This is a genomic window from Streptomyces sp. NPDC001663, assembly GCF_042893105.1.
Taxonomy (GTDB): Bacteria; Actinomycetota; Actinomycetes; order Streptomycetales; family Streptomycetaceae; genus Streptomyces.
In genome coordinates, this window is record NZ_JBIAUR010000018.1 from 40,699 (window position 1) to 64,248 (window position 23,550).

Consider the following 23,550-nt stretch of genomic DNA (forward strand, 5'->3'; position numbering starts at 1 on the left):
CTGATTGTTCGTCAGTTTCCCACCCTTTGAAGGGACATCAACGATGATGCGACGACGCACGACCATGCTCGCGAGCTGCACCGCCCTTGCCCTGGCTCTCGGCGCGACCGCCTGCGGAGGCGGCGGACCGGTCTCCGCGGGCGGCGGCGACAAGGCGCTCGGCGGGCAGACGGTCACCGTGGCCGGTGTCTGGACCGGCAGCGAGCAGAAGAACTTCCAGAAGGTGCTGGACGCGTTCAGCGCGAAGACCGGCGCCAAGACGCAGTTCATCTCCACCGGGGACAACGTCTCCACGGTCGTCGGCAGCAAGATCGAGGGCGGCAACGCGCCCGACGTGGTGATGGTCCCGCAGGTCGGCGTGTTGCAGCAGTTCGCCAAGAAGGGCTGGCTCAAGCCGCTGTCCGCCACCACCGACAAGTCCGTCGACGCGGCTTACGCACCCGTCTGGAAGAAGTACGGCAGCGTCGACGGCACCCTCTACGGCCTCTACTTCAAGGCCGCCCACAAGTCGACGGTCTGGTACAGCCCCGACGCCCTCGACCAGGCAGGCGTCAAGCCGCCGAAGACGTACGACGCGATGCTGAAGGCCGGGCACACCGTCTCCGACTCCGGGCTCGCCGCGTTCTCGATCGCGGGCGAGGACGGCTGGACCCTCACCGACTGGTTCGAGAACATCTACCTCTCGCAGGCGGGTCCGGAGAAGTACGACGCCCTGGCCGCCCACAAGTTGAAGTGGACGGACGCGAGCGTCGTCAAGGCACTCGGCACGCTCGGCAAGCTGTTCAAGGACAAGCAGCTGATCGCGGGCGGGCAGAAGGAGGCCCTCAACACCGACTTCCCGGGCTCGGTGGAGAAGGTGTTCGGACCCAAGCCCGAGGCCGGCATGGTCTACGAGGGCGACTTCGTCGCCGGGGTCGCGCACGACCAGTTCGGCAAGACCATCGGCACGGACGCGAACTTCTTCCCCTTCCCCGCGGTCGACGGCGGCAAGGCCCCGGTGGTCAGCGGCGGCGACGCGGCCGTCGTCCTCAAGGACGGCAAGAACTCCAAGGCCGGCATGAAGCTCCTGGAGTACCTGGCGACCCCGGAGGCGGCGGCCGTGTGGGCGAAGGCGGGCGGCTTCCTGTCCCCCAACAAGGAGCTCGACCTCTCCTCGTACAGCGACGACGTCACCCGCGCCACCGCCAAGTCCCTTGTCTCGGCCGGGGATTCGGTCCGCTTCGACATGTCCGACCAGGCGCCTGCGGCCTTCGGCGGCACGAAGGGCGCGGGCGAGTGGAAGCTGCTGCAGGACTTCCTGCGCGACCCGTCGGACCCGAAGGGGACCGCGGCGCAGCTGGAGGCCGCGGCGGCCAAGGCCTACAAGGGCTGACGCGCCATGACCGCGACCCTGGTGAAAGAGACAAGTCCGCCTGCGACCGGGCTCGTCGAGCGCGCCCGGCGCTCGCGGCGGCGGGCACGGATCATCGCCGTGCTGTTCGCCTTCCCGGCGCTGCTCCTGCTGGGCGCGCTCGTCGTCTACCCCGTGCTGTTCTCCGTCGGGCGCAGCTTCTTCGACGCGTCCGGCACCCGTTTCGTCGGCGGCGAGAACTACACCGAGATGTTCCGGGACCCGGCGACCCTCAAGGCCGTACGGAACACGGCCATCTGGGTCGTGGTCGCCCCGGCGCTGCTGACCGGTCTGGGCCTGATCCTCGCCGTACTCGTCGAGAAGGTCCGCTGGGCCACCGCCTTCAAGCTGCTGCTGTTCATGCCGATGGCGGTCTCCTTCCTGGCCGCGGGCATCATCTTCCGGCTCGCCTACGACCAGGACCCGAACAAGGGCGTGCTCAACGCCGCCGTGGTCGGGGTGCACGACGCCTTCAAGGGCACGTCGGAGTATCCGACCGCGCGGGCCCGGCAGGGTCAGGGGCTGACGGCGGTGCCGGACGGCTCGTACCGGACGACCGGGCGCGTGTCGCCGGGTGACGCGGTGACGCTCGGGCTGGTGGGCGTGCCGCCGAAGGATCTGCCCAAGGGCGCCGAGCCCGCGTACCCGGCCGCGGGCCGGAAGGCGGCGTCCGACGAGCTGCGCGGTGTCGTCTACCTGGACTTCACGCCCGGCGGGGGAGGGAAGCAGGGCAAGGTCGACCCGCGGGAGAGCGGGCTGCCGGAGATGAAGGTCGAGGCGGTGGGGGACGACGGGAAGACGGTCGCCAGCACGTCGACGGCGTCCGACGGTTCGTTCCGCTTCACGGGCCTCAACTCCGGCTCGTACACGGTGGAGTTGCCCGCGTCGAACTTCGCGCAGCCGTACCAGGGCGTCTCCTGGCTCGGGCCCGCGCTGGTCACGCCGGCGATCATCGGGGCGTATCTGTGGATCTGGACCGGGTTCGCGATGGTGCTGATCGGCGCCGGGCTCGCGGCCCTGCCCCGGGACGCGCTGGAGGCGGCGCGGATGGACGGCGCGAACGAGTGGCAGATCTTCCGGCGGATCACCGTGCCGTTGCTGGCACCGGTGCTGACGGTCGTCTTCGTCACCCTCGTCATCAACGTGATGAAGGTCTTCGACCTCGTCTACATCATCGCGCCCGGGCCGGTGCAGGAGGACGCGACGGTGCTCGCGACGCAGATGTGGCTGGTGTCCTTCGGCGGCGGCAACAACCAGGGGCTGGGGAGCGCGCTGGGTGTGCTGCTTCTGCTGCTGGTCGTGCCGGCCATGGTCTTCAACGTCCGTCGTTTCCGAAGGAGTCAGCGATGAACGCGGTACGGCGCGCTCTGAGCAACGGTCTGGTGCAGGCGTTCCTGGTGCTGATCGGCCTGGTGTGGCTGACGCCGCTCGCGGGGTTGTTCCTGTCCTCGCTGCGGTCCACGCAGGACTCGGCGAGCAGCGGCTGGTGGACGGCGCTCAGCAGCCCGGGCCAGTTGTCCTTCGACAACTACTCGGCGCTGCTGAAGAACTCCGGGATGACGCAGGCCTTCTGGAACACGGTGCTGATCTCGGTCCCGGCGACCGTACTGGTCGTGGTCCTCGCGGCGCTCGCCGGATACGCCTTCGCCTGGCTGGACTTCCCCGGGCGGGAGGCCGTCTTCCTGGTCGTGGTGGCCCTGTTGGTGGTGCCGGTGCAGATCGGTCTGCTGCCGGTCGCCAAACTCTTCGGGGAACTGGGGCTGTTCGGCACGATTCCGGGAGTCGTGCTCTTCCACGTGGCGTACGGGCTGCCGTTCGCGGTGTTCCTGCTCAGGAACTACTTCGCCGAGATGCCGAAGGAGATGCTGGAGGCGGCACGCATGGACGGCGGCAGCGAGTGGCGGATCTTCACACGGCTGGTGCTGCCCGTGGGGCGGCCCGCGATCGCCTCGCTGGCCATCTTCCAGTTCCTGTGGGTGTGGAACGACATGCTCGTCGCGCTGTTGTTCGCGGACAGTTCGTCGCAGCCGCTGACGGTTGAACTCCAGTCGCAGATCAGGCAGTTCGGCAGCAACATCGACGTACTGGCGCCAGGGGCGTTCGTGTCGCTGGTGGTGCCGGTCGTGGTGTTCTTCGCGTTTCAACGGCACTTTGTGCAGGGGGTGATGGCGGGTTCGGTGAAGTGAGGGTGGCGAGGGTTTTCGCCCCCGCCACCCTTACCCGTCCCATCCTCAGGGGCTCCGCCCCTTCGACCCCGCCAGGGGACGCCGCCCCCTGGACCCCCGATCGGGCCTGAACGGGCCTCGTCCTCAAACGCCGGACGGAGCCCCCTGGAGGAGGGGACGGTAAGGGCGGCGGGGGTGCAAACCCTCCGCCGCCACTCAGCCGGAGTTCAGGGCGAAGCCGGCGGATACAGCGAGCGTGGCAGCTGCGAGGCCGCCGCCGCGTCCAGGAGCCACAGGGTGCGGGAGCGGCCCTGGGCGCCCGCTGCCGGGGCCTGGACCTCGCCCGCGCCGGACAGGGCGATGGCCGCCGCCTGCGCCTTGTCCTCGCCGGCCGCCAGGAGCCAGACCTCACGGGCCGCGCGGATCGCCGGCAGGGTCAGCGTGACCCGGGTCGGCGGCGGCTTCGGGGCGCCGTGGACGCCCACCACCGTGCGCTCCGTCTCCCGTACCGCCGGGAGCTCCGGGAACAGCGAGGCCACGTGCGTGTCCGGGCCGACGCCCAGCATCAGGACGTCGAAGGTGGGCACCGCACCGTGGTTCTCGGGACCGGCCGCACGGGCCAGTTCCTGCGCGTAACCCTCCGCCGCCGCGTCCACGTCCGCGCCGTACACCCCGTCCGAGGCCGGCATGGCGTGCACACGCTTCGGGTCCAGCGGCACGGCGTCGAGCAGGGCCTCGCGGGCCTGCGTGACATTGCGGTCCGGGTCGCCCTCGGGCAGGAAGCGCTCGTCTCCCCACCACAGGTCGAGCCGGCCCCAGTCGATCGCGTCCCGCGCCGGAGCGGCGGCCAGGGCGGCCAGCAGACCGTTGCCGTTGCGGCCGCCCGTGAGGACCACGGACGCATAGCCCCGGGAGGCCTGCGCGTCCACGATCTTGGTGATGAGACGGGCCGCGGCGGCCTGCGCCATCAGTTCCTTGTCGCGGTGCACGACCAGCTGCGGAGTGCTCACTTCGCCGCCGCCTTCTGCTCGGCGTCCTTCACCGGTGCCTCCGCCGCCGCTTCCGGTGCGGCAGTTTCAGCAGCGGCTTCGCTCGCCTCTCCTTTGGGAGCGGGTTCCGCGCTTTTGGACGGCGGCTCCTCGACGGCAGCCGCCGGTTCCTCGAACGAAAGCGCAGGCAGCGAAGGGTTCAGCCGCTCCACCCCGAACCGCAGCGCCGAGGCATACGTGTCGTCCGGGTCCAGCCGCCGCAGCTCCTCCGCGATCAGCTCGGCCGTCTCACGCCGCTTCAGCGCCACCGCACGGTCCGGCTGGCCCTGGATGGAGAGCGTGGCCAGCGAGCCGTCCGCGCGGTCCAGGACTATCTGGCCGGTGTCGGTGGCCATGCGGACGGCCGTGAGCCCCGGCCCGTTCGACAGGGACCGCTTCACCGGTACGTCCAGCCGGTCCGCGAGCCACATCGCCAGCAGCTCGCAGCTCGGGTTGAACTCCTCGCCCTCCACCTCGACGGCCTCCACCTTGCAGGTGATCTGGTCGAGGGCGGCGGCCAGCATCGACCGCCAGGGCGTGATCCGGGTCCAGGACAGGTCGGTGTCGCCGGGGGTGTAGGTGTCGGCGCGCGCCGTCAGCTCCCGTACCGGCTGCTCGGCGGCGTACGTGTCCGTCACCCGGCGCTGGGCCAGCGCGCCCAGCGGGTCGCTCGCCGGGTCGAGGGGCGCGTTCACCGGCCACCAGACCACCACGGGGGCGTCCGGCAGCAGCAGAGGCAGCACGACGGACTGCGCATGATCGACGATCTCGCCGTACAGCCGCAGGATCACCGTCTCGCCGGAGCCCGCGTCCGCGCCCACCCGGACCTCGGCGTCCAGGCGGGACTGCGTACGGTCGCGGGGCGAGCGCGAGACGCGCTTGATGACGACCAGGGTGCGTGAGGGATGCTCGTGCGAGGCGTCGTTCGCGGCCTTCAGGGCGTCGTACGCGTTCTCCTCGTCCGTCACGATGACCAGCGTGAGCACCATGCCGACGGCCGGCGTGCCGATGGCCCGGCGGCCCTGCACAAGCGCCTTGTTGATCTTGCTGGCCGTGGTGTCCGTGAGGTCTATCTTCATGGCCGGCGCCAGCTCCGTCCGTCTCGCTCGAGCATTTCGTCCGCCTCGACGGGCCCCCAGGTGCCGGACTGGTACTGGGCGGGCTTGCCGTTCGTGTCCCAGTACTCCTCGATCGGGTCGAGGATCTGCCAGGACAGCTCGACCTCCTCGGTGCGCGGGAAGAGGTTGGAGTCGCCGAGCAGGACGTCCAGGATCAGGCGCTCGTACGCCTCCGGGGAGGACTCGGTGAAGGACTCGCCGTACGCGAAGTCCATCGAGACGTCCCGGATCTCCATCGACGTGCCCGGCACCTTCGAGCCGAAGCGGACCGTCACGCCCTCGTCCGGCTGGACGCGGATGACGATCGCGTTCTTGCCGAGCTCCTCCGTCGCCGTGTGGTCGAAGGGGGAGTGTGGCGCCCGCTGGAAGACGACCGCGATCTCGGTGACCCGGCGGCCGAGGCGCTTGCCGGTCCTCAGATAGAAGGGGACGCCCGCCCAACGGCGGTTGTCCACCTCCAACTTGATGGCCGCGTAGGTGTCGGTCTTCGAGTTGGCGTCGATGCCCTCCTCCTGGAGGTACCCGACCGCCTTCTCACCGCCCTGCCAGCCCGCCCCGTACTGCCCGCGCACGGTGTCCCGGCCCAGGTCCTTCGGCAGCCGTACCGCGCCGAGCACCTTGGTCTTCTCGGCGGCCAGCGCGTCCGCGTCGAAGGAGGCCGGCTCCTCCATGGCCGTGAGAGCCATGAGCTGGAGGAGGTGGTTCTGGATGACGTCGCGGGCGGCGCCGATGCCGTCGTAGTAGCCGGCCCGGCCGCCGATGCCGATGTCCTCGGCCATGGTGATCTGCACATGGTCCACGAAGGACCGGTTCCAGATCGGCTCGAACATCGTGTTGGCGAAGCGCAGCGCCAGGATGTTCTGGACGGTCTCCTTGCCCAGGTAGTGGTCGATGCGGAAGACCTGGTCCGGGGCGAAGACCTCGTGGACGACCTTGTTGAGCTCCTCGGCCGACTTCAGGTCGTGCCCGAACGGCTTCTCGATGACCGCGCGGCGCCACGAGCCGGAGGTCTGGTCGGCCAGACCGTGCTTCTTCAGCTGCTGGATGACCACGGGGAAGGAGCGCGGCGGCACCGACAGGTAGAAGGCGAAGTTGCCGCCCGTGCCCTGTGCCTTGTCGAGCTCCTCGATGGTGGAGCGCAGCCGCTCGAACGCGTCGTCGTCGTCGAAGGTGCCCTGGACGAAGCGCATCCCCTGGATGAGCTGCTGCCAGACCTCCTCGCGGAACGGCGTACGGGCGTGCGCCTTGACGGCGTCGTGGACCTCGGCCGCGAAGTCCTCGTTGGCCCACTCGCGGCGCGCGAAGCCCACCAGCGAGAAGCCCGGCGGCAGCAGACCCCGGTTCGCGAGGTCGTACACGGCGGGCATGAGCTTCTTTCGTGACAAATCGCCCGTGACGCCGAAGATGACCAGGCCCGACGGCCCCGCGATACGCGGGAGCCGTCGGTCGGCGGGGTCACGCAGCGGATTGCTGCTCGACAAAGATCAACCCTCCGAGGGGGCGAGGCGCTCCAGCTCCGCCTCGGTCGACTTGAGCAGGTCGTTCCAGGACGCCTCGAACTTCTCGACGCCCTCGTCCTCCAGGAGCTGCACCACGTCGTCGTACGAGATCCCGATCTTCTCGACGGCGTCGAGGTCGGCGCGGGCCTGCTCGTACGTGCCGGCGACGGCGTTGCCGGTGATCGAGCCGTGCTCCTCGGTGGCCTGCAGGGTGGCCTCCGGCATGGTGTTCACCGTGTTCGGCGCCACCAGGTCGTCGACGTAGAGGGTCGGCTTGTACGCCGGGTCCTTCACGCCGGTGGAGGCCCACAGCGGACGCTGCTTGCGGGCGCCCGCGTTCTCCAGCTTGCCCCAGCGGTCGGAGGAGAAGACCTCCTCGTACGCCTGGTAGGCGAGGCGCGCGTTGGCGACGGCGGACTTGCCGCGCAGCGCCTTGGCCTCGTCGGTGCCGAGCGCGTCGATCCGCTTGTCGATCTCGGTGTCCACGCGGGACACGAAGAAGGACGCGACGGAACGGATCAGCGAGATGTCGAGGCCGCGCTCCTTGGCCTTCTCCAGGCCGGAGAGGTAGGCGTCCATGACCTCGCGGTAGCGCTCCAGCGAGAAGATCAGCGTGACGTTGACGCTGATGCCGAGGCCGATGACCTCGGTGATCGCCGGTAGACCCGCCTTGGTGGCCGGGATCTTGATGAGCGTGTTCGGGCGGTCGACCAGCCAGGCGAGCTGCTTGGCCTCGGCGATCGTCGCCCTGGTGTTGTGGGCGAGGCGCGGGTCGACCTCGATCGACACGCGGCCGTCCTGGCCGTCGGTGGCGTCGAAGACCGGCCGCAGGATGTCGGCGGCGTCGCGGACGTCCGCCGTCGTGATCATGCGTACGGCCTCATCGACGGTGACCTTGCGGGCGGCGAGGTCGGCGAGCTGCTGCTCGTAACCGTCACCGGACGAGATCGCCTTCTGGAAGATCGTCGGGTTGGTGGTGACGCCCACGACGTGCTGCTGGTCGATCAGCTCGGCGAGGTTGCCGGACGTGATCCGCTTGCGGGACAGGTCGTCCAGCCAGATCGCGACGCCTTCCTCGGAGAGGCGCTTGAGTGCGTCTGTCATGGAATTACATCTCCTACGTGTCGTATGTCAGCGTCAGCGCTGGGCGTCGGCGATGGATTCCCGCGCCTTGGCGGCCACGTTCTCGGCAGTGAACCCGAACTCGCGGAAGAGCACCTTGCCGTCGGCCGAAGCACCGAAGTGCTCCAGGGAAACGATGCGACCGGCGTCCCCGACGTACTTGTGCCAGGTGAGACCGATCCCGGCCTCGACCGCGACCCGCGCCTTCACGTTCGGCGGCAGAACGCTGTCCCGGTACCCCTGGTCCTGCTCCTCGAACCACTCCACGGACGGCATGGACACGACCCGCGTCGGCACCCCGTCCGCCTGCAGCTGCTCGCGCGCCTCGACGGCCACGTGCACCTCGGAACCGGTGGCGATCAGGATGACCTGGGCGTCACCACCCTCGGCCTCGAACAGGACGTAACCGCCCTTTGCCGCCTCGTCGTTGGCCTCGTACGTCGGCACACCCTGGCGGGTCAGAGCGAGGCCGTGCGGGGCGCCCTTGCCGAACTCCTTGGTGTACCGCTTGAGGATCTCGCGCCAGGCGATCGCGGTCTCGTTGGCGTCGGCCGGGCGGACCACGTTCAGGCCCGGGATCGCGCGCAGCGAGGCCAGGTGCTCGACCGGCTGGTGCGTCGGGCCGTCCTCGCCGAGACCGATGGAGTCGTGCGTCCACACGTACGTCACCGGCAGGTGCATCAGCGCCGACAGACGCACGGCGTTGCGCATGTAGTCGGAGAAGACCAGGAACGTACCGCCGTAGATACGGGTGTGGCCGTGCAGCGCGATGCCGTTCATCTCCGCGGCCATGGAGTGCTCGCGGATGCCGTAGTGGATCGTGCGGCCGTACGGGTTCGCCTCCGGCAGCGGGTTGTCCGCCGGCAGGAACGAACTGGTCTTGTCGATGGTCGTGTTGTTCGAGCCGGCCAGGTCGGCGGAGCCGCCCCACAGCTCGGGGACGATCGCGCCGAGCGCCTGCAGCACCTTGCCGGAGGCGGCACGCGTGGCGACGCCCTTGCCGGGCTCGAAGACGGGGAGCTTGTCCTCCCAGCCGGCGGGCAGCTCACCGGCGTTGATGCGGTCGAACTCGGCGGCGCGCTCGGGGTTGTTCTGGCGCCACAGCTGGAACGACTTCTCCCACTCGGCCTTCGCCTCGCGGCCCCGCTCCAGCGCCTGCCGGGTGTGCTTGATGACGTCGTCGGAGACCTCGAAGCTCTGCTCCGGGTCGAAGCCGAGGACGCGCTTGGTGGCGGCCACCTCGTCGTCGCCGAGCGCCGAGCCGTGGGCGGCCTCGGTGTTCTGCGCGTTCGGGGCGGGCCAGGCGATGATCGAGCGCATCGCGATGAAGGACGGCTTGTCCGTCACCTGCTTCGCGGCCTCGATCGCGTTGTAGACGGCGTGCGGGTCGATGTCGCCGTCCGGCTTCGGGGCGACGCGCTGCACGTGCCAGCCGTACGCCTCGTAGCGCTTGACGGTGTCCTCGGAGACGGCCGTCTCGGTGTCGCCCTCGATCGAGATGTGGTTGTCGTCCCACAGCAGGATCAGGTTGCCGAGCTGCTGGTGGCCGGCCAGCGAGGACGCCTCGGCGGAGATGCCCTCCTGGAGGCAGCCGTCACCGGCGATCGCGAAGACGAAGTGGTCGAAGGGCGACTCGCCCTGCGGGGCCTCGGGGTCGAAGAGGCCGCGCTCGTAGCGGGCGGCCATCGCCATGCCCACCGCGTTGGCGACACCCTGGCCGAGCGGGCCGGTCGTCGTCTCGACGCCCTTGGTGTGGCCGTACTCCGGGTGGCCGGGGGTCTTCGAGCCCCAGGTGCGGAAGGCCTTCAGGTCGTCCAGCTCCAGGCCGAAGCCGGCCAGGTAGAGCTGCGTGTACAGGGTCAGGGACGAGTGGCCGGCGGACAGCACGAAGCGGTCGCGGGCGACCCACTCCGGGTCGGCCGGGTCGTGCCGCATCACCTTCTGGAAGAGGGTGTAGGCGGCGGGCGCCAGGCTCATCGCCGTACCCGGATGGCCGTTGCCGACCTTCTGTACGGCGTCGGCGGCCAGGACGCGGGCGGTGTCCACGGCCCGCTGGTCCAACTCGGTCCACTCGAGGTCTGTGGTGGTCGGCTTGGTGCTCACCCTGAGTCAGGGCTCCTCTCCACATGTCACGCATGTCGAATGCCGGCGCACTGGACGCCCACCGGCCGCTGTCGAGCCTACCCCCGTGAGAACGTGCAATTTTTCGAGTCATTCCAGACTGCCGGGCCCACGGGGGATCCGCCTCCCGACTGGGCAGATCGCATTCGGCAACTGAATACGCAGCCGCTCACATGACTGCTCAATCGAGCTTCAGTACGACCCCTTCCAACACGACACCACCCCCGCGAAGGTCGGGGTATGGGCAACGTCTACAGTGGCGTGGTACGCGCGGGCCTTTACCGGTACTTCACACGGGTGGGGCCTGCTGGGATGTCTCTGTAGGGGTGTGCGTGACGGCCGTCGAATCCCGTCCAGCCGGGGTGCTGGGGGAGAGCAGGAGCTCGAGTCACCGGCCGTTCGGGGCCCGTGTCAAGGCGTTCGTGGCGCTCACCAAGCCGCGGATCATCGAGCTGCTGCTCATCACCACCGTTCCGGTGATGTTCCTCGCCCAGCAGGGCGTGCCGGACCTGACCCTGGTGCTGCTCACCTGCGTCGGCGGCTACCTCTCGGCGGGCGGCGCCAACGCGCTGAACATGTACATCGACCGCGACATCGACGCCCTCATGGACCGCACCTCGCAGCGCCCGCTGGTCACCGGCATGGTCAGCCCGCGCGAGTGCCTCGCCTTCGGCATCACCCTCGCGGTCGTCTCGACGCTGCTGTTCGGCCTCACCGTCAACTGGCTGAGCGCCTGGCTCTCCCTCGGCGCACTCCTCTTCTACGTCGTCGTCTACACGATGATCCTCAAGCGCCGTACCTCGCAGAACATCGTGTGGGGCGGCATCGCCGGCTGCCTTCCGGTACTGATCGGCTGGTCGTCCGTCACGAACTCCATGTCCTGGGCGCCGGTCATCCTCTTCCTCGTCATGTTCTTCTGGACGCCGCCGCACTACTGGCCGCTGTCGATGAAGGTCAAGGACGACTACGCGCGCGTGGGCGTGCCGATGCTGCCGGTCGTCGCCTCCAACAAGGTGGTCGCCAAGCAGATCGTCATCTACAGCTGGGTGATGGTCGCGGTCTCGCTCCTGCTCACCCCCCTCGGCTACACGGGCTGGTTCTACACGCTCGTGGCGCTGCTGGCCGGCGGCTTCTGGCTGTGGGAGGCGCACGGGCTGCAGAACCGCGCCAAGGCGGAGGTGACGGGCGCGAAGCTCAAGGAGATGCGCCTGTTCCACTGGTCGATCACCTATGTGTCGATCCTGTTCGTCGCGGTCGCGGTGGATCCGTTCCTCCGCTAGTCCATCTCTGTACGTCGCTTCGGGCGGGGTGCGTGGTCAAGGCCACGCACCCCGCCCGTCGCCGTTTGATCTACCCGTCGGTAGCATCCTGGCCATGGCAGACACGCAGCAGGTAGACCCCAAGGCCGAGCGCAAGGTGGCGAAGCTCGCCAAGCAGATCGGTGCCTTCTCCAAGGCGCACGGCGGGGCCGAGGGCCAGGTGGCCTACATCGGCGAGCGCGGCGCGCGCATCGTCCTCGTCGGCGAGGACGGCGGCTGGGGCGACCTGGTGGCGCCGTCGTACGAGATCGCCGAGAAGGCCGTGGAGAAGTCCGGCATCACCGTTCACGAGGCGTTCGACGGCGGGTTCGCGGCCAAGGTGAAGACCGGGCCGTACGAGTGGACGCGCATGGCGGGCATCCAGCTGGGCGGTCCCAGCAACGGCTGACAACCGTCGGCGGTTCACACCGGGTGTGTGAGACCAACACCTAGCGCCCGGTTCACCCGTTAGGACCTGTACGAGTGCAGGGTCCGACACGGGGAGTCCGGATGATCGAAACGCCGTCCCTCGTGGACCAGTACTGCCACGGCGTACTGCGGACGGAGCTGGGCCTCGGCACCTTCGAGGCCCAGCTGGCCCGCACGGAGGGGCCGCCCGCGGCGGGCACGACCCTCTTCGACACCCAGACCGGTTTCGCCGTACGACGCTGGTGCCCCCCGCTGCTCGGCCTGGAACCGCACTGTCCCCCCGCCCGCTATCTCGCCCGCCGTCGTGAACTGGGCGTACTGGAGTCGGGCCGCAGGCTGCTGCGCGGCAGCGGTATCACGACATACCTGGTCGACACGGGGCTGCCCGGCGATCTGACCGGCCCCTCGGAGATGGCCGCGGCGGGCGCCGCCGAGGCCCGGGAGATCGTGCGCCTGGAGCTGCTGGCCGAACAGGTCGCCGACACCTCCGGCACCGTCGAGTCCTTTCTCGCCAACCTCGCCGAGTCGGTGCACGGAGCCGCCGCGAACGCCGTGGCCTTCACCTCCGTCGCGGGCGTACGGCACGGACTGGCGCTCGCACCCGAACCGCCCGGGCCGGGCGAGGTGCGGGGCGCGGCGGGCCGGTGGCTGGCGGATCGCCGGGTGGGCGGCGAACTGACCGACCCCGTGTTGCTACGGCACCTGCTGTGGATCGCGGTCGCCTCCGGCCTACCGCTGCAACTCCACGCGGGGCTCGGCGAACCGGGCCTGCGCATCGACCGCACGGACCCGGTGCTGCTCACCGACTTCGTCAGGGCGACGGCGGGCCTCGGCACGGACGTGGTCCTGCTGCACGGCTACCCGTATCACCGCCACGCCGCCCATCTCGCCGGCGTCTTCCCGCACGTCTACGCCGACTCCGGCGCAGCCCTGGTCCGCACCGGCGCCCGCGCCGCGACCGTCCTCGCCGAGCTCCTGGAACTGGCCCCCTTCGGCAAGCTCCTCTTCTCCAGCGGGGCCCACGGCCTGCCCGAACTGCACGTGGTGGGGGCACGGCTGTTCCGGGAGGCCCTCGGCCGGGTGCTGGGCGGCTGGGTGGCCGAGGGCGCGTGGTCGCTGGGGGATGCGCAGCGGGTGGCGGGGATGGTGGCGGCGGGCAATGCACGGAGGGTGTACGGGCTCGGGTGAGTCGCACGGCACCTCGGGCCGGCTACCCGGCCTCGCCCCAGTCCGGCTCGTCGTCCACGTCCGTGTAGACCGGCTCCACCTCCGACCAGCCCGGTCGCAGGGTGGGCAGGGGCAGCGGTGTGCCGTCCTCGGTGGTCTCCGGAGTGTCGTTCCGGTAGTGCACGCGGGACACGTCCACGGCGCTGTCGGCGCGGCAGAACTGGGTGTCGTAGTCGGCGTACGTGGTCGCCTTGTGCGAGCGCGGTCCGACCACGACGCAGTTGAAGCCGTCCCCCGGTTCGACGTGGTCCGGTGTCTCCATCTCCGCGCCGACCGCCAGGCTGTTGGACAGGACGACCCAGGCGCCGAACTCCTCGATGCACCGCTGTGCCGCCTGGCGCTCCCACTGGGGCCGCGCCCGCAGGATGGGGGCGGCGAACAGCGGGACGAGGATGTGGGAGACACCCAGGGCCTGGAGTTGGGCCGCCCAGCGGACCGACTGCTTGATGTCCTCGCAGATGAAGACGGCGAGACGGCCCAGCGAGCTCTCCAGCACGGTGATCTCCGTGCCCCGGTTGATGTCCTCGCGGGCGAGTCCCTGGTGCGGTCGACCGGGCAGCCGCCACTGGTCGGCCAGATCGGTGGTGACGGTGAAGCCCGCCATCTTGTCCTGGCGCAGGATCACCTCGCGGGTACGGCAGTCGATCAGGACCGCCCGGTTCGGGGGCGGGCTGGTGTCGGTGAGCGGACCGGTGCCCACCAGAAGCCACCGCAGGCCGCTGTCCTGGGGCAGCTCCCTGAGCACGTTCTTCCAGTCCCTGAGCAGCGGAGCGGACACCGTGCTCTCGGGCAGCACGCCGATCTCTGCGTCCGATTCCCAGAGATTGCGGACCGCCTTGCCGATGCGGCCGCCGAGATCCTCCGAGGGCGTGATCCGATATCGGCGGCCTGGACCTTTCTTCTCCCATTCGAACTTCAGATCGGTATACCTTTCCAGCATGGGAACGGCACCGATGGAAATCGATTCCTCGCCCTTGAATCCCGGATCATTCAGGGCGGGTATCCGGGTGAGCCGGATTCGTCGGCAGTCGTCCGGAGTGACTCGGTGGACGTCGAAGAAATCCGTCTTGTTCTCCCACTCCGCCATCACCTTTCCCGGCCGTGCGCAGCGCGGCAGGAGCAGTCCCGTCGTCCTGCGGGGTGTGTTGAGACGGTTGTGGCGGATGTAGCGGACCCTGAGCCAGTCCATGGTCGGGTCGTTGAAGCGCGTGTTGAACGGGTTGGCCGCGGCCAGGGCCCGGTCCAGGCCGACCAGGGCGGTGAACATGCCCAGGTGGCCGTGGTTGTCGACCTCGCGGACGATGTCGCCCGCCAGCTTCTCGGTGACGCGGCCGGTTCGCAGCACCTGCCTGCAGATGTGGTCGGCCTTTTCGCGAACGGTCGAATCCCGCAACCAATCGATCGCTTCGTCGGCACAGAAGCGCTCTTCCGGAAGCAGATCGTAAAGAATCACGAAGAGGTCGGCCGGATCGGCTGTTAATTCAACCCCGTTGATCGAATGTGTGGCGGCGCGCGGCATTTCTTCGTTCATGGTTCATCCCCCCGATGCGTGAGCGCGTAACCAGATGTTAACGGCGGTCATCGAATATGCGCATTGAGTGTGCCGACGTACATGTAACAAATGGGACTCGGTGATCTCCTGCGGGATTTCCCGGCGATCTTTCGAGGTCCCGGAAAGAATCATGGCCCATCACTTGACACTCACTTGACACCGGCGCATGGTGGGAGGGACCAAGAAGCCGAGGAGCGGAGATCGGGGGAGACGTCATGAACGAGTGGGAGAGCGGCCGGCACGACAGGGTGACCGAGGTACGGAATCTGATCGACGAGATGCAGATGGACTCCGGGATGACGGAGGGGTGCTTCAGCTCCCTGGGCATGCTCATCACCGACGCGTCCCTGGCCGCCGACGAGCCGGCCCTGCGCGCGGCCCACGACGGGTTGCGGCGGTTGTACGGGCATCTCGGACCGCAGGAGGAGAACTCCGACCCCAAGGCCGCCGGACAGCGCGGCCGGCTGCTGGGTCAGATCGACATCACGTTCTGGGCGCTGCGCCGGCTGCCGTCGGGGCTGCAGCTGAACCTCGACCCGCACGGGCATGCCGCCCGCTTCCTGACGGCGATCGCACGTGAGCCCGGCTTGAGCAACGAACAGCTCGCCGAGCGGCTCCAGGTGGACATCACGGAGATCAGCCGGGTCGGCCGCAAGCTTCTGTCATCAGGCGTGGCGTGGAAGGGCAAGCAGTGGCGGCACAACGTCTGGAGCATCACGCCACGCGGTGTCACCTGCCTGGAGCAGGCCGGTCTGATGGAGCCCCAGGGTTCGGTCACGGACTAGGGGACCGTCGTGGCGCAGGGGGAGCCGCATCCGCGGGACCCGGTTCTGGCGACACCGAGGGACGTCGTCGTCCTCATCGCCGTGCTGCTGGTCCTCACCGTCACGCTCGGCACCGTGCTGGTGCAGGCCTGGCCGCCGCCCGCCGCGGTGAACGGTGCGGCCCCGCATGCCGACCGGATCCGGATCCTGTTCTGGGTGCCCGGGCTGCTGCGCGACACCCGGCTCTTCCTGGTCGTGGCGTGCGCCGGCGGTCTGGGTGCGCTGATCCACGTGCTCCGCTCGGTCTACGAGTACGTCGGCGACCGGAAGCTGCGACGCAGCTGGATCACGATGTACCTCCTGGAGCCGTTCGTGGGGGCGGTCCTGGCACTCGTCGTGTACTGCGTCCTGCGCGGTGGGCTGACGACGAGCATGGCCTCGTCCAGCGACATCAATCCGTACGGTGTGACCGCCGTGGCCGCGCTGGTCGGGATGTTCTCCCGGCAGACGGTGGACAAGCTGCATGCCGTGTTCAACACACTGCTGACGCCACCGCAGGACAGTCCCGACGAGGGGCTGGGGCGGGCCGGAACCTCCTCAGACTCCTGCCCCGACCGATGAGCCGGCCTGTGCGGGCCCCGGAATCCCGAGGTCGGCACCGGGCCGCTCCCGCAGCGCCAGCAGCACCCTGAGCACCCAGATCCACACCAGGCCCGAGCCCAGCATGTGCAGGCCGACCAGGGCTTCGGGGAGGTTGGTGAAGTACTGGACGTAGCCGATGACACCCTGCGAGAGCAGGACCAGGAAGAGTTCCCGGGTGCGGTGCAGGGGCGCCGCGGGGGCGTCGACCGCCTTGAGGACGAACCACAGCGCGAAGGTCAAAGTGACCACGATCCAGGCCAGTACGGCGTGCAGCTTGCTGATCGTCTCCCAGTCCAGCGGCATGCGCTCGACCTCGCTGGAGTCGCCCGCGTGCGGACCGGCGCCGGTCACCACCGTGCCGACCACGATCAGCAGCACCGAGGCGGCGACCAGGAACCACACCATCTGCTGCACGGGCTTGCCGACCAGCGGCCGGGGCGCCCCGTCGCCCTCGCGGGTGCGCTGCCACATCACGGTGGCGACCGCGATCAGGGCCGAGGCGAGCAGGAAGTGCGCGGCGACCGTGTAGGGGTTGAGCCCGACCAGCACCACGATGCCGCCGAGCACCGCATTGCCCATGACCAGCCAGAACTGCGCCCAGCCCAGACGGGTCAGGCTGCGCCGGTACGGCTTCTCGGAGCGCGCGGCGACGATCGCCCAGCCGATGGCCGCGCACAGCACGTACGTCAGCATGCGGTTGCCGAACTCGATGGCGCTGTGGAAGTTCATCGCACCCGTGGGGGCGAGCGAGGTGGCGGTGCACTTCGGCCAGGTCGGGCAGCCGAGCCCGGAACCGGTCAGCCGCACCGCACCGCCGGTGACCACGATCACCACCGACATGACGAGCGCGGAAAGAGCCGACCGCTGAACCGTCCGGGGCTCCGGGGTCCAGCGTCCGGCGATGAAGGCGAGCGGGTTGCGCACGGCCGCCAGGGCATCGGCGCGGGTCACGTTTGGCACGGGGTCCATCGTAGGGGGCCGCTTGTGCACGTATTCACGAGGGGGCGACGAGGGGTGCGGGGTGCCGTGATCGACACCCCGCTTGCTTCCTCCGGGCCCCGTGCCGGAGGCTCAGCGGACGCAGATCACCTGTGCCTTGAAGGCCCAGGTGGCAGGCGTTCCTGGGGCCAATTCGGACACGGTCACTCGTCCTTCGGCCGGAACGGGCGGTATCCGCGTCGGGCGCAACTCAACTGGGACGAGCCGGTTGAGAGTGGCGGAGCCCCCGAAGAGTCGTAGACCCGTGCCGTACGCCCGGCTGCCCAGCGGGCACTTGGCGGCGGCCGTCTGCGACTGGGCCGCACCGGCGACGAACTTCCGCTCGCTCTCGTGGAACGACTGCTCGAGCGGCTTGGCGCACACCGCGTGGGCCGCGAGCGACCACGACAGTGACGTGGGCTTGCTCTCACCGGCCCGGGCGGAGGCCGAGTGATCGGAGCGGACGGTCACGGCGTTGATGCCGGTCCTGTGGTTCCCGTCCTTGAGCCGTGCGCCGAGACCGATGAGCTGTGTGTCGTCAGGGCAGTCGACCCGCACGGACTTGCGGCCGGCGGAGTCCGAGAAGGAGTCGACTCGCTGGTATGTCAGCCTCGCGGGCTTGTCGGCGCACACCGCGTACGCCCGTATATACCACCTGGCCGGAGTGCCGGGGTGGACTTCCTCTGCCTTCGCGGACCACTTGTGCCCCGAGGCGGCGTGGCCCGGATACGAGCCGCGCAGCAGCACCTTCTGCCCGCCGCCCACGATGCTCGCGCCACCCGCCAGGACCACCTTGCCGCTCGGACACCGGGCGCTGACGGAACGCGCGGAGTCGGAGCTGAGCGGGCTGCTCTTCTCGACGAGGGTGTAGCCCGGCACGGCCGTCGGCTCGTCCAGCAGCCGGTTGGCCGCGGCAGGCGTCGACATGAGGGTCTGGCCGCCGAGGGCCGCGGAGAGGGCCAGCACGGTGCCCCAGAGCACCGGATGACGTGAACCAGATGTACGGATCATGATGAATCTCCTGGAATTCGGCCGCAATGCCTCTTCGGCGAGCGGCTGTTACGTGAACTGGGTCACACTTCACCGCGTCGCGGCGCTAGGCTCCTCGGCAGGCGCTTGGAACGCCTTGGCACCGGCTTGGAACGAGGGCGATGTGCCATGTCAGCCACGGAATTCGGCTTGCTCGGCCCGTTACGGGTGCTGCGTTCCGGTTCCGCGCTGCCGCTGGGCGGACCACGGCAGCGCGCGGTGCTGGCCCTGCTGCTGATCGAGGCGGACAAGACGGTCCCGCTGGACCGGTTGGTCGACGAGGTGTGGGGCGACGACCCGCCCGACGGGGCCGTCACCTCGCTGCAGACGTACGTCTTCCATCTGCGCCGGACCCTGGAGCCGGACCGGGCCCGAGGCTCTCCTGCCGAGATGCTGGTGACCCAGGGCCGCGGCTACCTGTTGCGGGTCGACCCCGCGACGACGGACGCGGGGCGCTTCGAGGAATCGGTCCGCAAGGGGCGCGCGGAGCTGGACGCGGGCCGGTATGCCGAGGCGGGCAGGACTCTGCGGGCGGCGCTCGGGCTCTGGCGCGGGGCGGTGCTGGAGGACCTGGGCGACTACGGGTTCGTACGACGTGAGGCTGCGCGCCTGGAGGACGTACGGCTGTCCGCGCTCGAGGCGCGCATCGACGCGGACCTGGCACTGGGACGGCACGCGGCCGTCGTGGGCGAGCTGGAGCAGCTGGTCGCCGCCCATCCGTTGCGGGAGCGGCTGTGTGCGCAGTTGATGCTCGCGTTGTACCGGTGCGGTCGGCAGGCCGAGGCACTCGCTGGCTATCGGCGGTTACGGGACCGTCTGGCGGACGAACTGGGCCTGGATCCGGACGAGTCGGTGCAGCAGGTGCATCAGGCGGTCCTGGCCCATGACCCGGCCGTCGCCGTACCGCAACGGAGGGCGGTCCCGGTCACGGCGCGGCGGCGTCGAATCCCGGCCCCGGTCGTGTCCTTCGCTGCGATCGCCGCACTGTGCGTGGGGCTCATTTCCGGCGCGAGTGCGCCCCGCTCCGTCCCCGTCCCGCTGGATGCCAACACCGTTGGCGCCGTGACCGGTGGCGGTGGTCCGCCCGTGCAGGTCGGCCAGAGTCCCGACGGGCTGGCCTGGGGCGCGGGCTCGGTGTGGGCGGCGAACAGCGGGGACGACTCGGTCAGCCGTATCGATCCGCAGACGCGCGCCGTGCAGCTGATCCCGGTCGGATCCGGTCCCGTCGCCATCGCCGTGAGCGGTGACGACGTCTGGGTCGCCAACAGCGGTGACCGCACGGTCTCGCGGATCAACGCCTCTGTCGACCGGGTCGTCGACACGGTCGAGGTCGGCAACCTGCCCTCGGCCGTGGCTGTCGGCCCCGCTGGGGTGTGGGTCGCGCTCAGCGGCGACAACGCGATCCGGCGGATCGATCCCGAGTCGGGACGGGTCGGCCCGAAAGTTGCGGTGGGCAGGGCGCCCACCGGCATCGGCGTGGGGAAGCACGCGGTCTGGGTGGCCAACAGCCTGGACGACACGGTGACTCCGGTCGATGCCGCCACGGGTCAGGCCCGCGGGCCGATCCCGGTGGGCACGGGGCCGCGGAGCGTCTCCGTCACCGAGGACGCGGTCTGGGTGGCCAACGGGGGGTCGCTGACGGTCTCCCGCATCGACACGCACACCGGCATCGTCACCTCCCAGGAAGTGGGCGACGGCCCCCGCACAGTCGCCGCCGGACCGGAGGGCGTCTGGGTGAGCAACGAGTACGACGCCACCGTGGTCCGGCTCGATCTCCGTACGGCGCGGCCGGTGCGCACGGTTCACACGGGCAGTTCGCCGCGAGGGCTGGCGCTGGCCGGAGAGACGGTGTGGGCCGGAGCCCGGGCCTTCGCGTCGCCGGCTCATCGCGGGGGCACCTTGACCGTGCTGGGCTTCGGCGGCGCCGCCGCATTCGGTATCGATCCGGCGAACGTGTACAGCGCCGAGGCGACCCTGGCACTCAGCGTGGTCTACGACCATCTCGTCGGCTGGCGCCAGGTGCCCGGAGGCTCGGAACTCACGCTCGTCCCGGACCTGGCGACCGAGATTCCACGGGCGGCCGACGGCGGGCGCACGTACACCTTCACGGTGCGGCGGGGGATCCGCTACTCCGACGGCAGGGTCGTCAGGCCCGCGGACTTCCGTCGTGGTGTGGAGCGGGCGCTTACCGTAGGCGAGGGAAATCCTGTGTACTTCACGGGGATCATCGGTGGGGCCGCGTGCCTGGCCCACCCAGAACGCTGCGACCTCTCACGCGGGATCACGACCGACGACGCGAAGTCCACCGTCACCTTCCGTCTCACCGCGCCGGACCCGGACTTCCTGAGCAGGCTCGCCCTATTCGTTTCGCCGACGCCATCGGGCATCTCTGACAAGAACGTCGGCAACCGCCCCGTGCCTTCGACCGGCCCGTACCGGGTCGCCGAGTACCGCAAGGGGAAGCAGCTCACCCTCGCACGGAATCGGTACTTCCGGCAGTGGTCCCACGTGGCCCAACCGGCTGGCTACCCCGACGTCATCCGCTGGCGGACGGTCGCGACGACCGAGAAACAGATAGCGGAGGTCAACGCTGGCCGGGCGGACCTCGCGATGTACCTCAACACCCATCCCCGACAGCCCGACTTCCGACGACTCGCCGTGCAGTACCCCAGCCGGCTCCGCACGGACCCGTGGTTCTTCATGGCCTACGAAACCCTCAACACGCGGGTGCCCCCCTTCGACGACAAGCGGGTCCGTCAGGCCCTCTCCTACGCCGTCGATCGCAACAGACTGGTGACCCTGATGGGCGGGTCCGAGATCGCGTCCCTCACCTGCCAGTCCCTGCCACCGGGGTATCCCGGCTACCGCCCCTACTGCCCGTACACGCGCTCTCCGAGCCCTGACGGCCGGTGGTCAGGACCCGACCTCGACCGGGCCAGGAAACTGATCGAGGCGTCGGGCACCGCGGGCATGGAGGTGGGCGTGTGGACCTGGACCGTGGAGTCGTCCCACCGCGTCGCCAAGTACTTCGTGGAGCTTCTGGGCGAGCTCGGTTACCGCCCCACCCTGCACGTCCTCCCCAGGGACAACCGCTACTGGAACACCGTGGCGGACTCACGAACACGGGCGCAGTTGATGTTCCAGGGGTGGTTGCCCGACTACCCGTCAGCCTCGACCTACTTCACGCTCAACCTCACGTGCGACGGTTTCCGTCTCGCCGACGGCAGCAGCACGATGAACCTCGCGGAGTACTGTTCCCCGACACTGGACCGGCTCGTGGCGTCCGCCCAGGCCGCCGAGGACTCCGACCCCGCCCGGGCCCTTCGGCTTTGGACGCAGGTCGACCGGAAGGTCATAGACGAGGCCGTGTGGATCCCCGTGGCCAACGTCAAGCAGGTGGCCTTCATCTCCACCCGCCTCGGCAACTACCAGACCGCGCTGGGCTTCGGGCCACTCGTCTCTCAGATGTGGGTCCGCTGAGCCGGCTTGGCGGGGCTCACTCCCAGCGGAAGAACTTCCCCGCAACCGCCAGCCCCACGACCGCCCAAACCCCCAGAACCCCCAGGTCCCCCCACGGCATCCCCGCCCCGTGCTGCAGCACGTCCCGCAACCCGTCCGACAGGGCAGAAATCGGCAGCAGCCCCAGCACGTCCTGCGCGCCCTGCGGGAACTTGTCCATCGGGACGATCACGCCGCCGCCCACGAGGAGCAGCAGGAAGACCAGGTTGGCGGCGGCCAGGGTCGCCTCCGCCTTCAACGTGCCCGCCATGAGGAGGCCGAGGCCGGAGAAGGCCGCCGTGCCCAGGATCAGCAACAGCAGGACCGCTGCCGGGTTTCCGTGCGGGGACCAGCCCAGTGCGAAGGCGATCACCGTCAGGAGGACGACCTGGAGGACCTCCGTGACCAGCACCGACGCCGTCTTCGCCGTCATCAGGCCCCAGCGGGGCAGCGGTGAGGAGGCGAGGCGTTTGAGGACGCCGTAGCGGCGTTCGAAGCCCGTGGCGATCGCCTGGCCCGTGAAGGCCGTGGACATGACCGCGAGGGCGAGGATGCCCGGCGCCAGGAAGTCCACCGCCTCGCCCGCGCCCGTGTCGACGATGTCCACCGAGCTGAACAGGACCAGCAACAACGTCGGGATCACGACGGTCAGCAGGAGCTGTTCGCCGTTGCGCAGGAGCATCTTCGTCTCGAGGGCGGCCTGCGCCGCGATCATGCGGGGGAGGGGGGCCGCACCCGGCCGCGGTGCATAGGTGCCGGTGGTCACGAGCGCAGCTCCTTGCCGGTGAGCTCGAGGAATACGTCTTCGAGGGTGTGCCGTTCGACCGAGATCCGGTCCGGCATCACCCCGTGCTGCGCGCACCAGGACGCCACGGTCGCGAGCAGCTGCGGGTCGACCTTGCCGACGACCCGGTACGAGCCCGGCGTCAGCTCCGCGGCCGTGCAGTCGGCGGGCAGGGCCTTGAGCAGCGACCCCACGTCGAGACCCGGACGGCCCGTGAAGCGGAGCGTGTTCTCGGCGCCGCCGCGGCACAGCTCCTCCGGGTGGCCCTGGGCGATGACCCGGCCCGCGTCGATGATCGCGACGTCGTCGGCGAGCTGCTCGGCCTCGTCCATGTGGTGCGTGGTCAGGATGACCGAGACGCCGTCGGCGCGCAGGTCGCGCACCAGGTCCCAGGTGGCGTGCCGGGCCTGCGGGTCGAGGCCGGCGGTCGGCTCGTCCAGGAAGACCAGCTCGGGGCGGCCCACCACCGCCATGGCCAGGGCCAGGCGCTGCTGCTGGCCGCCGGAGAGCCGGCGGTACGTCGTCCGGCCGCAGGAGCCGAGGCCCAGCCGCTCCATGAGCGCGTCCACGTCCAGCGGGTTCGCGTGCAGTTTCGCCACGTGCCGCAGCATCTCGTCCGCCCGCGCACCCGAGTAGACGCCGCCGGACTGCAGCATCACGCCGATGCGCGGATGCAGCCCGCGGGCCTCGCGCACCGGGTCGAGCCCCAGCACGCGCACCGTCCCGGAGTCGGGCTTCCGGTACCCCTCGCACGTCTCGACCGTGGTCGTCTTGCCCGCGCCGTTCGGACCGAGTACGGCGGTCACGCCGGCCTTGGCCACCAGGTCGAGGCCGTTCACCGCGGTTTTCGTGCCGTACCGCTTCACCAGGGCCTGAACCTGGAGCACGGGCTCACTTCGCATGGGT

The 23,550-nt window shown here is 69.7% G+C and carries 19 protein-coding genes; 9 read left to right on the forward strand and 10 right to left on the reverse strand.

The window, feature by feature from the left end:
* Positions 1-43: 43 nt before the first annotated feature.
* From ACFY1L_RS43150 to ACFY1L_RS43160, 3 genes are read left to right on the forward strand one after another with little or no spacing between them, the layout of a single operon-like run.
* Complete coding sequence (locus tag ACFY1L_RS43150) at positions 44-1,372, forward strand: ABC transporter substrate-binding protein (protein WP_388837879.1); 1,329 nt, start codon at positions 44-46, stop codon at positions 1,370-1,372.
* A 6-nt stretch (positions 1,373-1,378) separates the two neighbouring features.
* A complete protein-coding gene (locus ACFY1L_RS43155) occupies positions 1,379-2,740 on the forward strand; it encodes an ABC transporter permease subunit (RefSeq protein WP_388837882.1) in 1,362 nt (453 codons plus the stop codon).
* Positions 2,737-3,576: a carbohydrate ABC transporter permease gene (locus tag ACFY1L_RS43160; protein WP_388837885.1), complete on the forward strand. Its 840-nt coding sequence runs from the start codon at positions 2,737-2,739 to the stop codon at positions 3,574-3,576. Before ACFY1L_RS43155 ends, ACFY1L_RS43160 begins: the two co-directional genes overlap by 4 nt.
* Positions 3,577-3,782: 206 nt before the next feature.
* On the opposite strand, the gene pgl is transcribed toward ACFY1L_RS43160, so the two are convergent.
* Genes pgl through tkt form a run of 5 tightly spaced genes read right to left on the reverse strand, consistent with a single transcriptional unit; the run spans position 3,783 to position 10,425 of the window.
* Positions 3,783-4,565: a 6-phosphogluconolactonase gene (gene pgl, locus ACFY1L_RS43165; RefSeq protein WP_388837888.1), complete on the reverse strand. Its 783-nt coding sequence runs from the start codon at positions 4,563-4,565 to the stop codon at positions 3,783-3,785.
* A complete protein-coding gene (gene opcA, locus ACFY1L_RS43170; protein WP_388837891.1) occupies positions 4,562-5,662 on the reverse strand; it encodes a glucose-6-phosphate dehydrogenase assembly protein OpcA in 1,101 nt (366 codons plus the stop codon). Before opcA ends, pgl begins: the two co-directional genes overlap by 4 nt.
* On the reverse strand, positions 5,659-7,182 hold the full coding sequence (gene zwf, locus ACFY1L_RS43175; protein WP_388837894.1) for a glucose-6-phosphate dehydrogenase: 1,524 nt from the start codon (positions 7,180-7,182) through the stop codon (positions 5,659-5,661). Before zwf ends, opcA begins: the two co-directional genes overlap by 4 nt.
* A gap of 3 nt (positions 7,183-7,185) precedes the next feature.
* Positions 7,186-8,304 (reverse strand): transaldolase, encoded by a 1,119-nt coding sequence (gene tal / locus ACFY1L_RS43180; RefSeq protein WP_388837896.1) that lies wholly within the window; start codon positions 8,302-8,304, stop codon positions 7,186-7,188.
* Between the two features lie 33 nt (positions 8,305-8,337).
* A complete protein-coding gene (tkt, locus tag ACFY1L_RS43185; protein WP_388837899.1) occupies positions 8,338-10,425 on the reverse strand; it encodes a transketolase in 2,088 nt (695 codons plus the stop codon).
* A gap of 344 nt (positions 10,426-10,769) precedes the next feature.
* Between tkt and ACFY1L_RS43190 the strand changes: the two genes are divergently transcribed.
* From ACFY1L_RS43190 to ACFY1L_RS43200, 3 genes are all read left to right on the forward strand, one after another.
* A complete protein-coding gene (locus tag ACFY1L_RS43190) occupies positions 10,770-11,723 on the forward strand; it encodes a heme o synthase (protein ID WP_388837902.1) in 954 nt (317 codons plus the stop codon).
* 94 nt (positions 11,724-11,817) lie between these two features.
* Positions 11,818-12,150 carry a hypothetical protein gene (locus tag ACFY1L_RS43195; protein WP_388837905.1) on the forward strand — a complete coding sequence of 111 codons (333 nt, stop codon included), beginning with the start codon at positions 11,818-11,820 and terminating at the stop codon, positions 12,148-12,150.
* Positions 12,151-12,251: 101 nt separating this feature from the next.
* Entirely contained in the window at positions 12,252-13,358 is a 1,107-nt protein-coding gene (locus ACFY1L_RS43200; RefSeq protein WP_388837908.1) for an amidohydrolase family protein, read from the forward strand.
* 22 nt (positions 13,359-13,380) lie between these two features.
* Here ACFY1L_RS43200 and ACFY1L_RS43205 read toward each other — a convergent pair whose 3' ends face one another.
* Positions 13,381-14,928 (reverse strand): hypothetical protein, encoded by a 1,548-nt coding sequence (locus tag ACFY1L_RS43205; RefSeq protein ID WP_388837911.1) that lies wholly within the window; start codon positions 14,926-14,928, stop codon positions 13,381-13,383.
* 236 nt (positions 14,929-15,164) lie between these two features.
* Between ACFY1L_RS43205 and ACFY1L_RS43210 the strand changes: the two genes are divergently transcribed.
* Both ACFY1L_RS43210 and ACFY1L_RS43215 read left to right on the forward strand, forming a co-directional pair.
* Positions 15,165-15,734: a hypothetical protein gene (locus tag ACFY1L_RS43210; RefSeq protein WP_388837914.1), complete on the forward strand. Its 570-nt coding sequence runs from the start codon at positions 15,165-15,167 to the stop codon at positions 15,732-15,734.
* Between the two features lie 9 nt (positions 15,735-15,743).
* Complete coding sequence (locus tag ACFY1L_RS43215; protein WP_388837917.1) at positions 15,744-16,334, forward strand: hypothetical protein; 591 nt, start codon at positions 15,744-15,746, stop codon at positions 16,332-16,334.
* Here ACFY1L_RS43215 and ACFY1L_RS43220 read toward each other — a convergent pair.
* Entirely contained in the window at positions 16,311-17,324 is a 1,014-nt protein-coding gene (locus tag ACFY1L_RS43220; protein ID WP_388837920.1) for a heme A synthase, read from the reverse strand. The two genes, ACFY1L_RS43215 and ACFY1L_RS43220, sit on opposite strands and share 24 nt — an antisense overlap.
* Positions 17,325-17,426: 102 nt before the next feature.
* Positions 17,427-18,344: a hypothetical protein gene (locus tag ACFY1L_RS43225; RefSeq protein WP_388837923.1), complete on the reverse strand. Its 918-nt coding sequence runs from the start codon at positions 18,342-18,344 to the stop codon at positions 17,427-17,429.
* A gap of 147 nt (positions 18,345-18,491) precedes the next feature.
* Here ACFY1L_RS43225 and ACFY1L_RS43230 point away from each other — a divergent pair, with 147 nt between their 5' ends.
* Entirely contained in the window at positions 18,492-21,842 is a 3,351-nt protein-coding gene (locus ACFY1L_RS43230) for a BTAD domain-containing putative transcriptional regulator (RefSeq protein ID WP_388837926.1), read from the forward strand.
* A 16-nt stretch (positions 21,843-21,858) separates the two neighbouring features.
* Here ACFY1L_RS43230 and ACFY1L_RS43235 read toward each other — a convergent pair whose 3' ends face one another.
* Together ACFY1L_RS43235 and ACFY1L_RS43240 are read right to left on the reverse strand one after the other, a co-directional pair.
* Positions 21,859-22,575: an ABC transporter permease gene (locus tag ACFY1L_RS43235; RefSeq protein WP_388838464.1), complete on the reverse strand. Its 717-nt coding sequence runs from the start codon at positions 22,573-22,575 to the stop codon at positions 21,859-21,861.
* Between the two features lie 47 nt (positions 22,576-22,622).
* On the reverse strand, positions 22,623-23,546 hold the full coding sequence (locus tag ACFY1L_RS43240) for an ABC transporter ATP-binding protein (RefSeq protein ID WP_388837929.1): 924 nt from the start codon (positions 23,544-23,546) through the stop codon (positions 22,623-22,625).
* Positions 23,547-23,550: the final 4 nt, after the last annotated feature.

Excerpts from the sequence above, each read along its gene's own strand:
- ACFY1L_RS43150 (WP_388837879.1), top strand. The coding sequence starts at position 44 with ATGATGCGACGACGCACGACCATGCTCGCGAGCTGCACCGCCCTTGCC.
- ACFY1L_RS43155 (WP_388837882.1), top strand. The coding sequence starts at position 1,379 with ATGACCGCGACCCTGGTGAAAGAGACAAGTCCGCCTGCGACCGGGCTC.
- ACFY1L_RS43160 (WP_388837885.1), top strand. The coding sequence starts at position 2,737 with ATGAACGCGGTACGGCGCGCTCTGAGCAACGGTCTGGTGCAGGCGTTC.
- opcA (WP_388837891.1), bottom strand. The coding sequence starts at position 5,662 with ATGAAGATAGACCTCACGGACACCACGGCCAGCAAGATCAACAAGGCG.
- tal (WP_388837896.1), bottom strand. The coding sequence starts at position 8,304 with ATGACAGACGCACTCAAGCGCCTCTCCGAGGAAGGCGTCGCGATCTGG.
- ACFY1L_RS43195 (WP_388837905.1), top strand. The coding sequence starts at position 11,818 with ATGGCAGACACGCAGCAGGTAGACCCCAAGGCCGAGCGCAAGGTGGCG.
- ACFY1L_RS43200 (WP_388837908.1), top strand. The coding sequence starts at position 12,252 with ATGATCGAAACGCCGTCCCTCGTGGACCAGTACTGCCACGGCGTACTG.
- ACFY1L_RS43205 (WP_388837911.1), bottom strand. The coding sequence starts at position 14,928 with ATGAACGAAGAAATGCCGCGCGCCGCCACACATTCGATCAACGGGGTT.
- ACFY1L_RS43210 (WP_388837914.1), top strand. The coding sequence starts at position 15,165 with ATGAACGAGTGGGAGAGCGGCCGGCACGACAGGGTGACCGAGGTACGG.
- ACFY1L_RS43220 (WP_388837920.1), bottom strand. The coding sequence starts at position 17,324 with ATGGACCCCGTGCCAAACGTGACCCGCGCCGATGCCCTGGCGGCCGTG.
- ACFY1L_RS43225 (WP_388837923.1), bottom strand. The coding sequence starts at position 18,344 with ATGATCCGTACATCTGGTTCACGTCATCCGGTGCTCTGGGGCACCGTG.
- ACFY1L_RS43230 (WP_388837926.1), top strand. The coding sequence starts at position 18,492 with ATGTCAGCCACGGAATTCGGCTTGCTCGGCCCGTTACGGGTGCTGCGT.
- ACFY1L_RS43235 (WP_388838464.1), bottom strand. The coding sequence starts at position 22,575 with ATGATCGCGGCGCAGGCCGCCCTCGAGACGAAGATGCTCCTGCGCAAC.
- ACFY1L_RS43240 (WP_388837929.1), bottom strand. The coding sequence starts at position 23,546 with ATGCGAAGTGAGCCCGTGCTCCAGGTTCAGGCCCTGGTGAAGCGGTAC.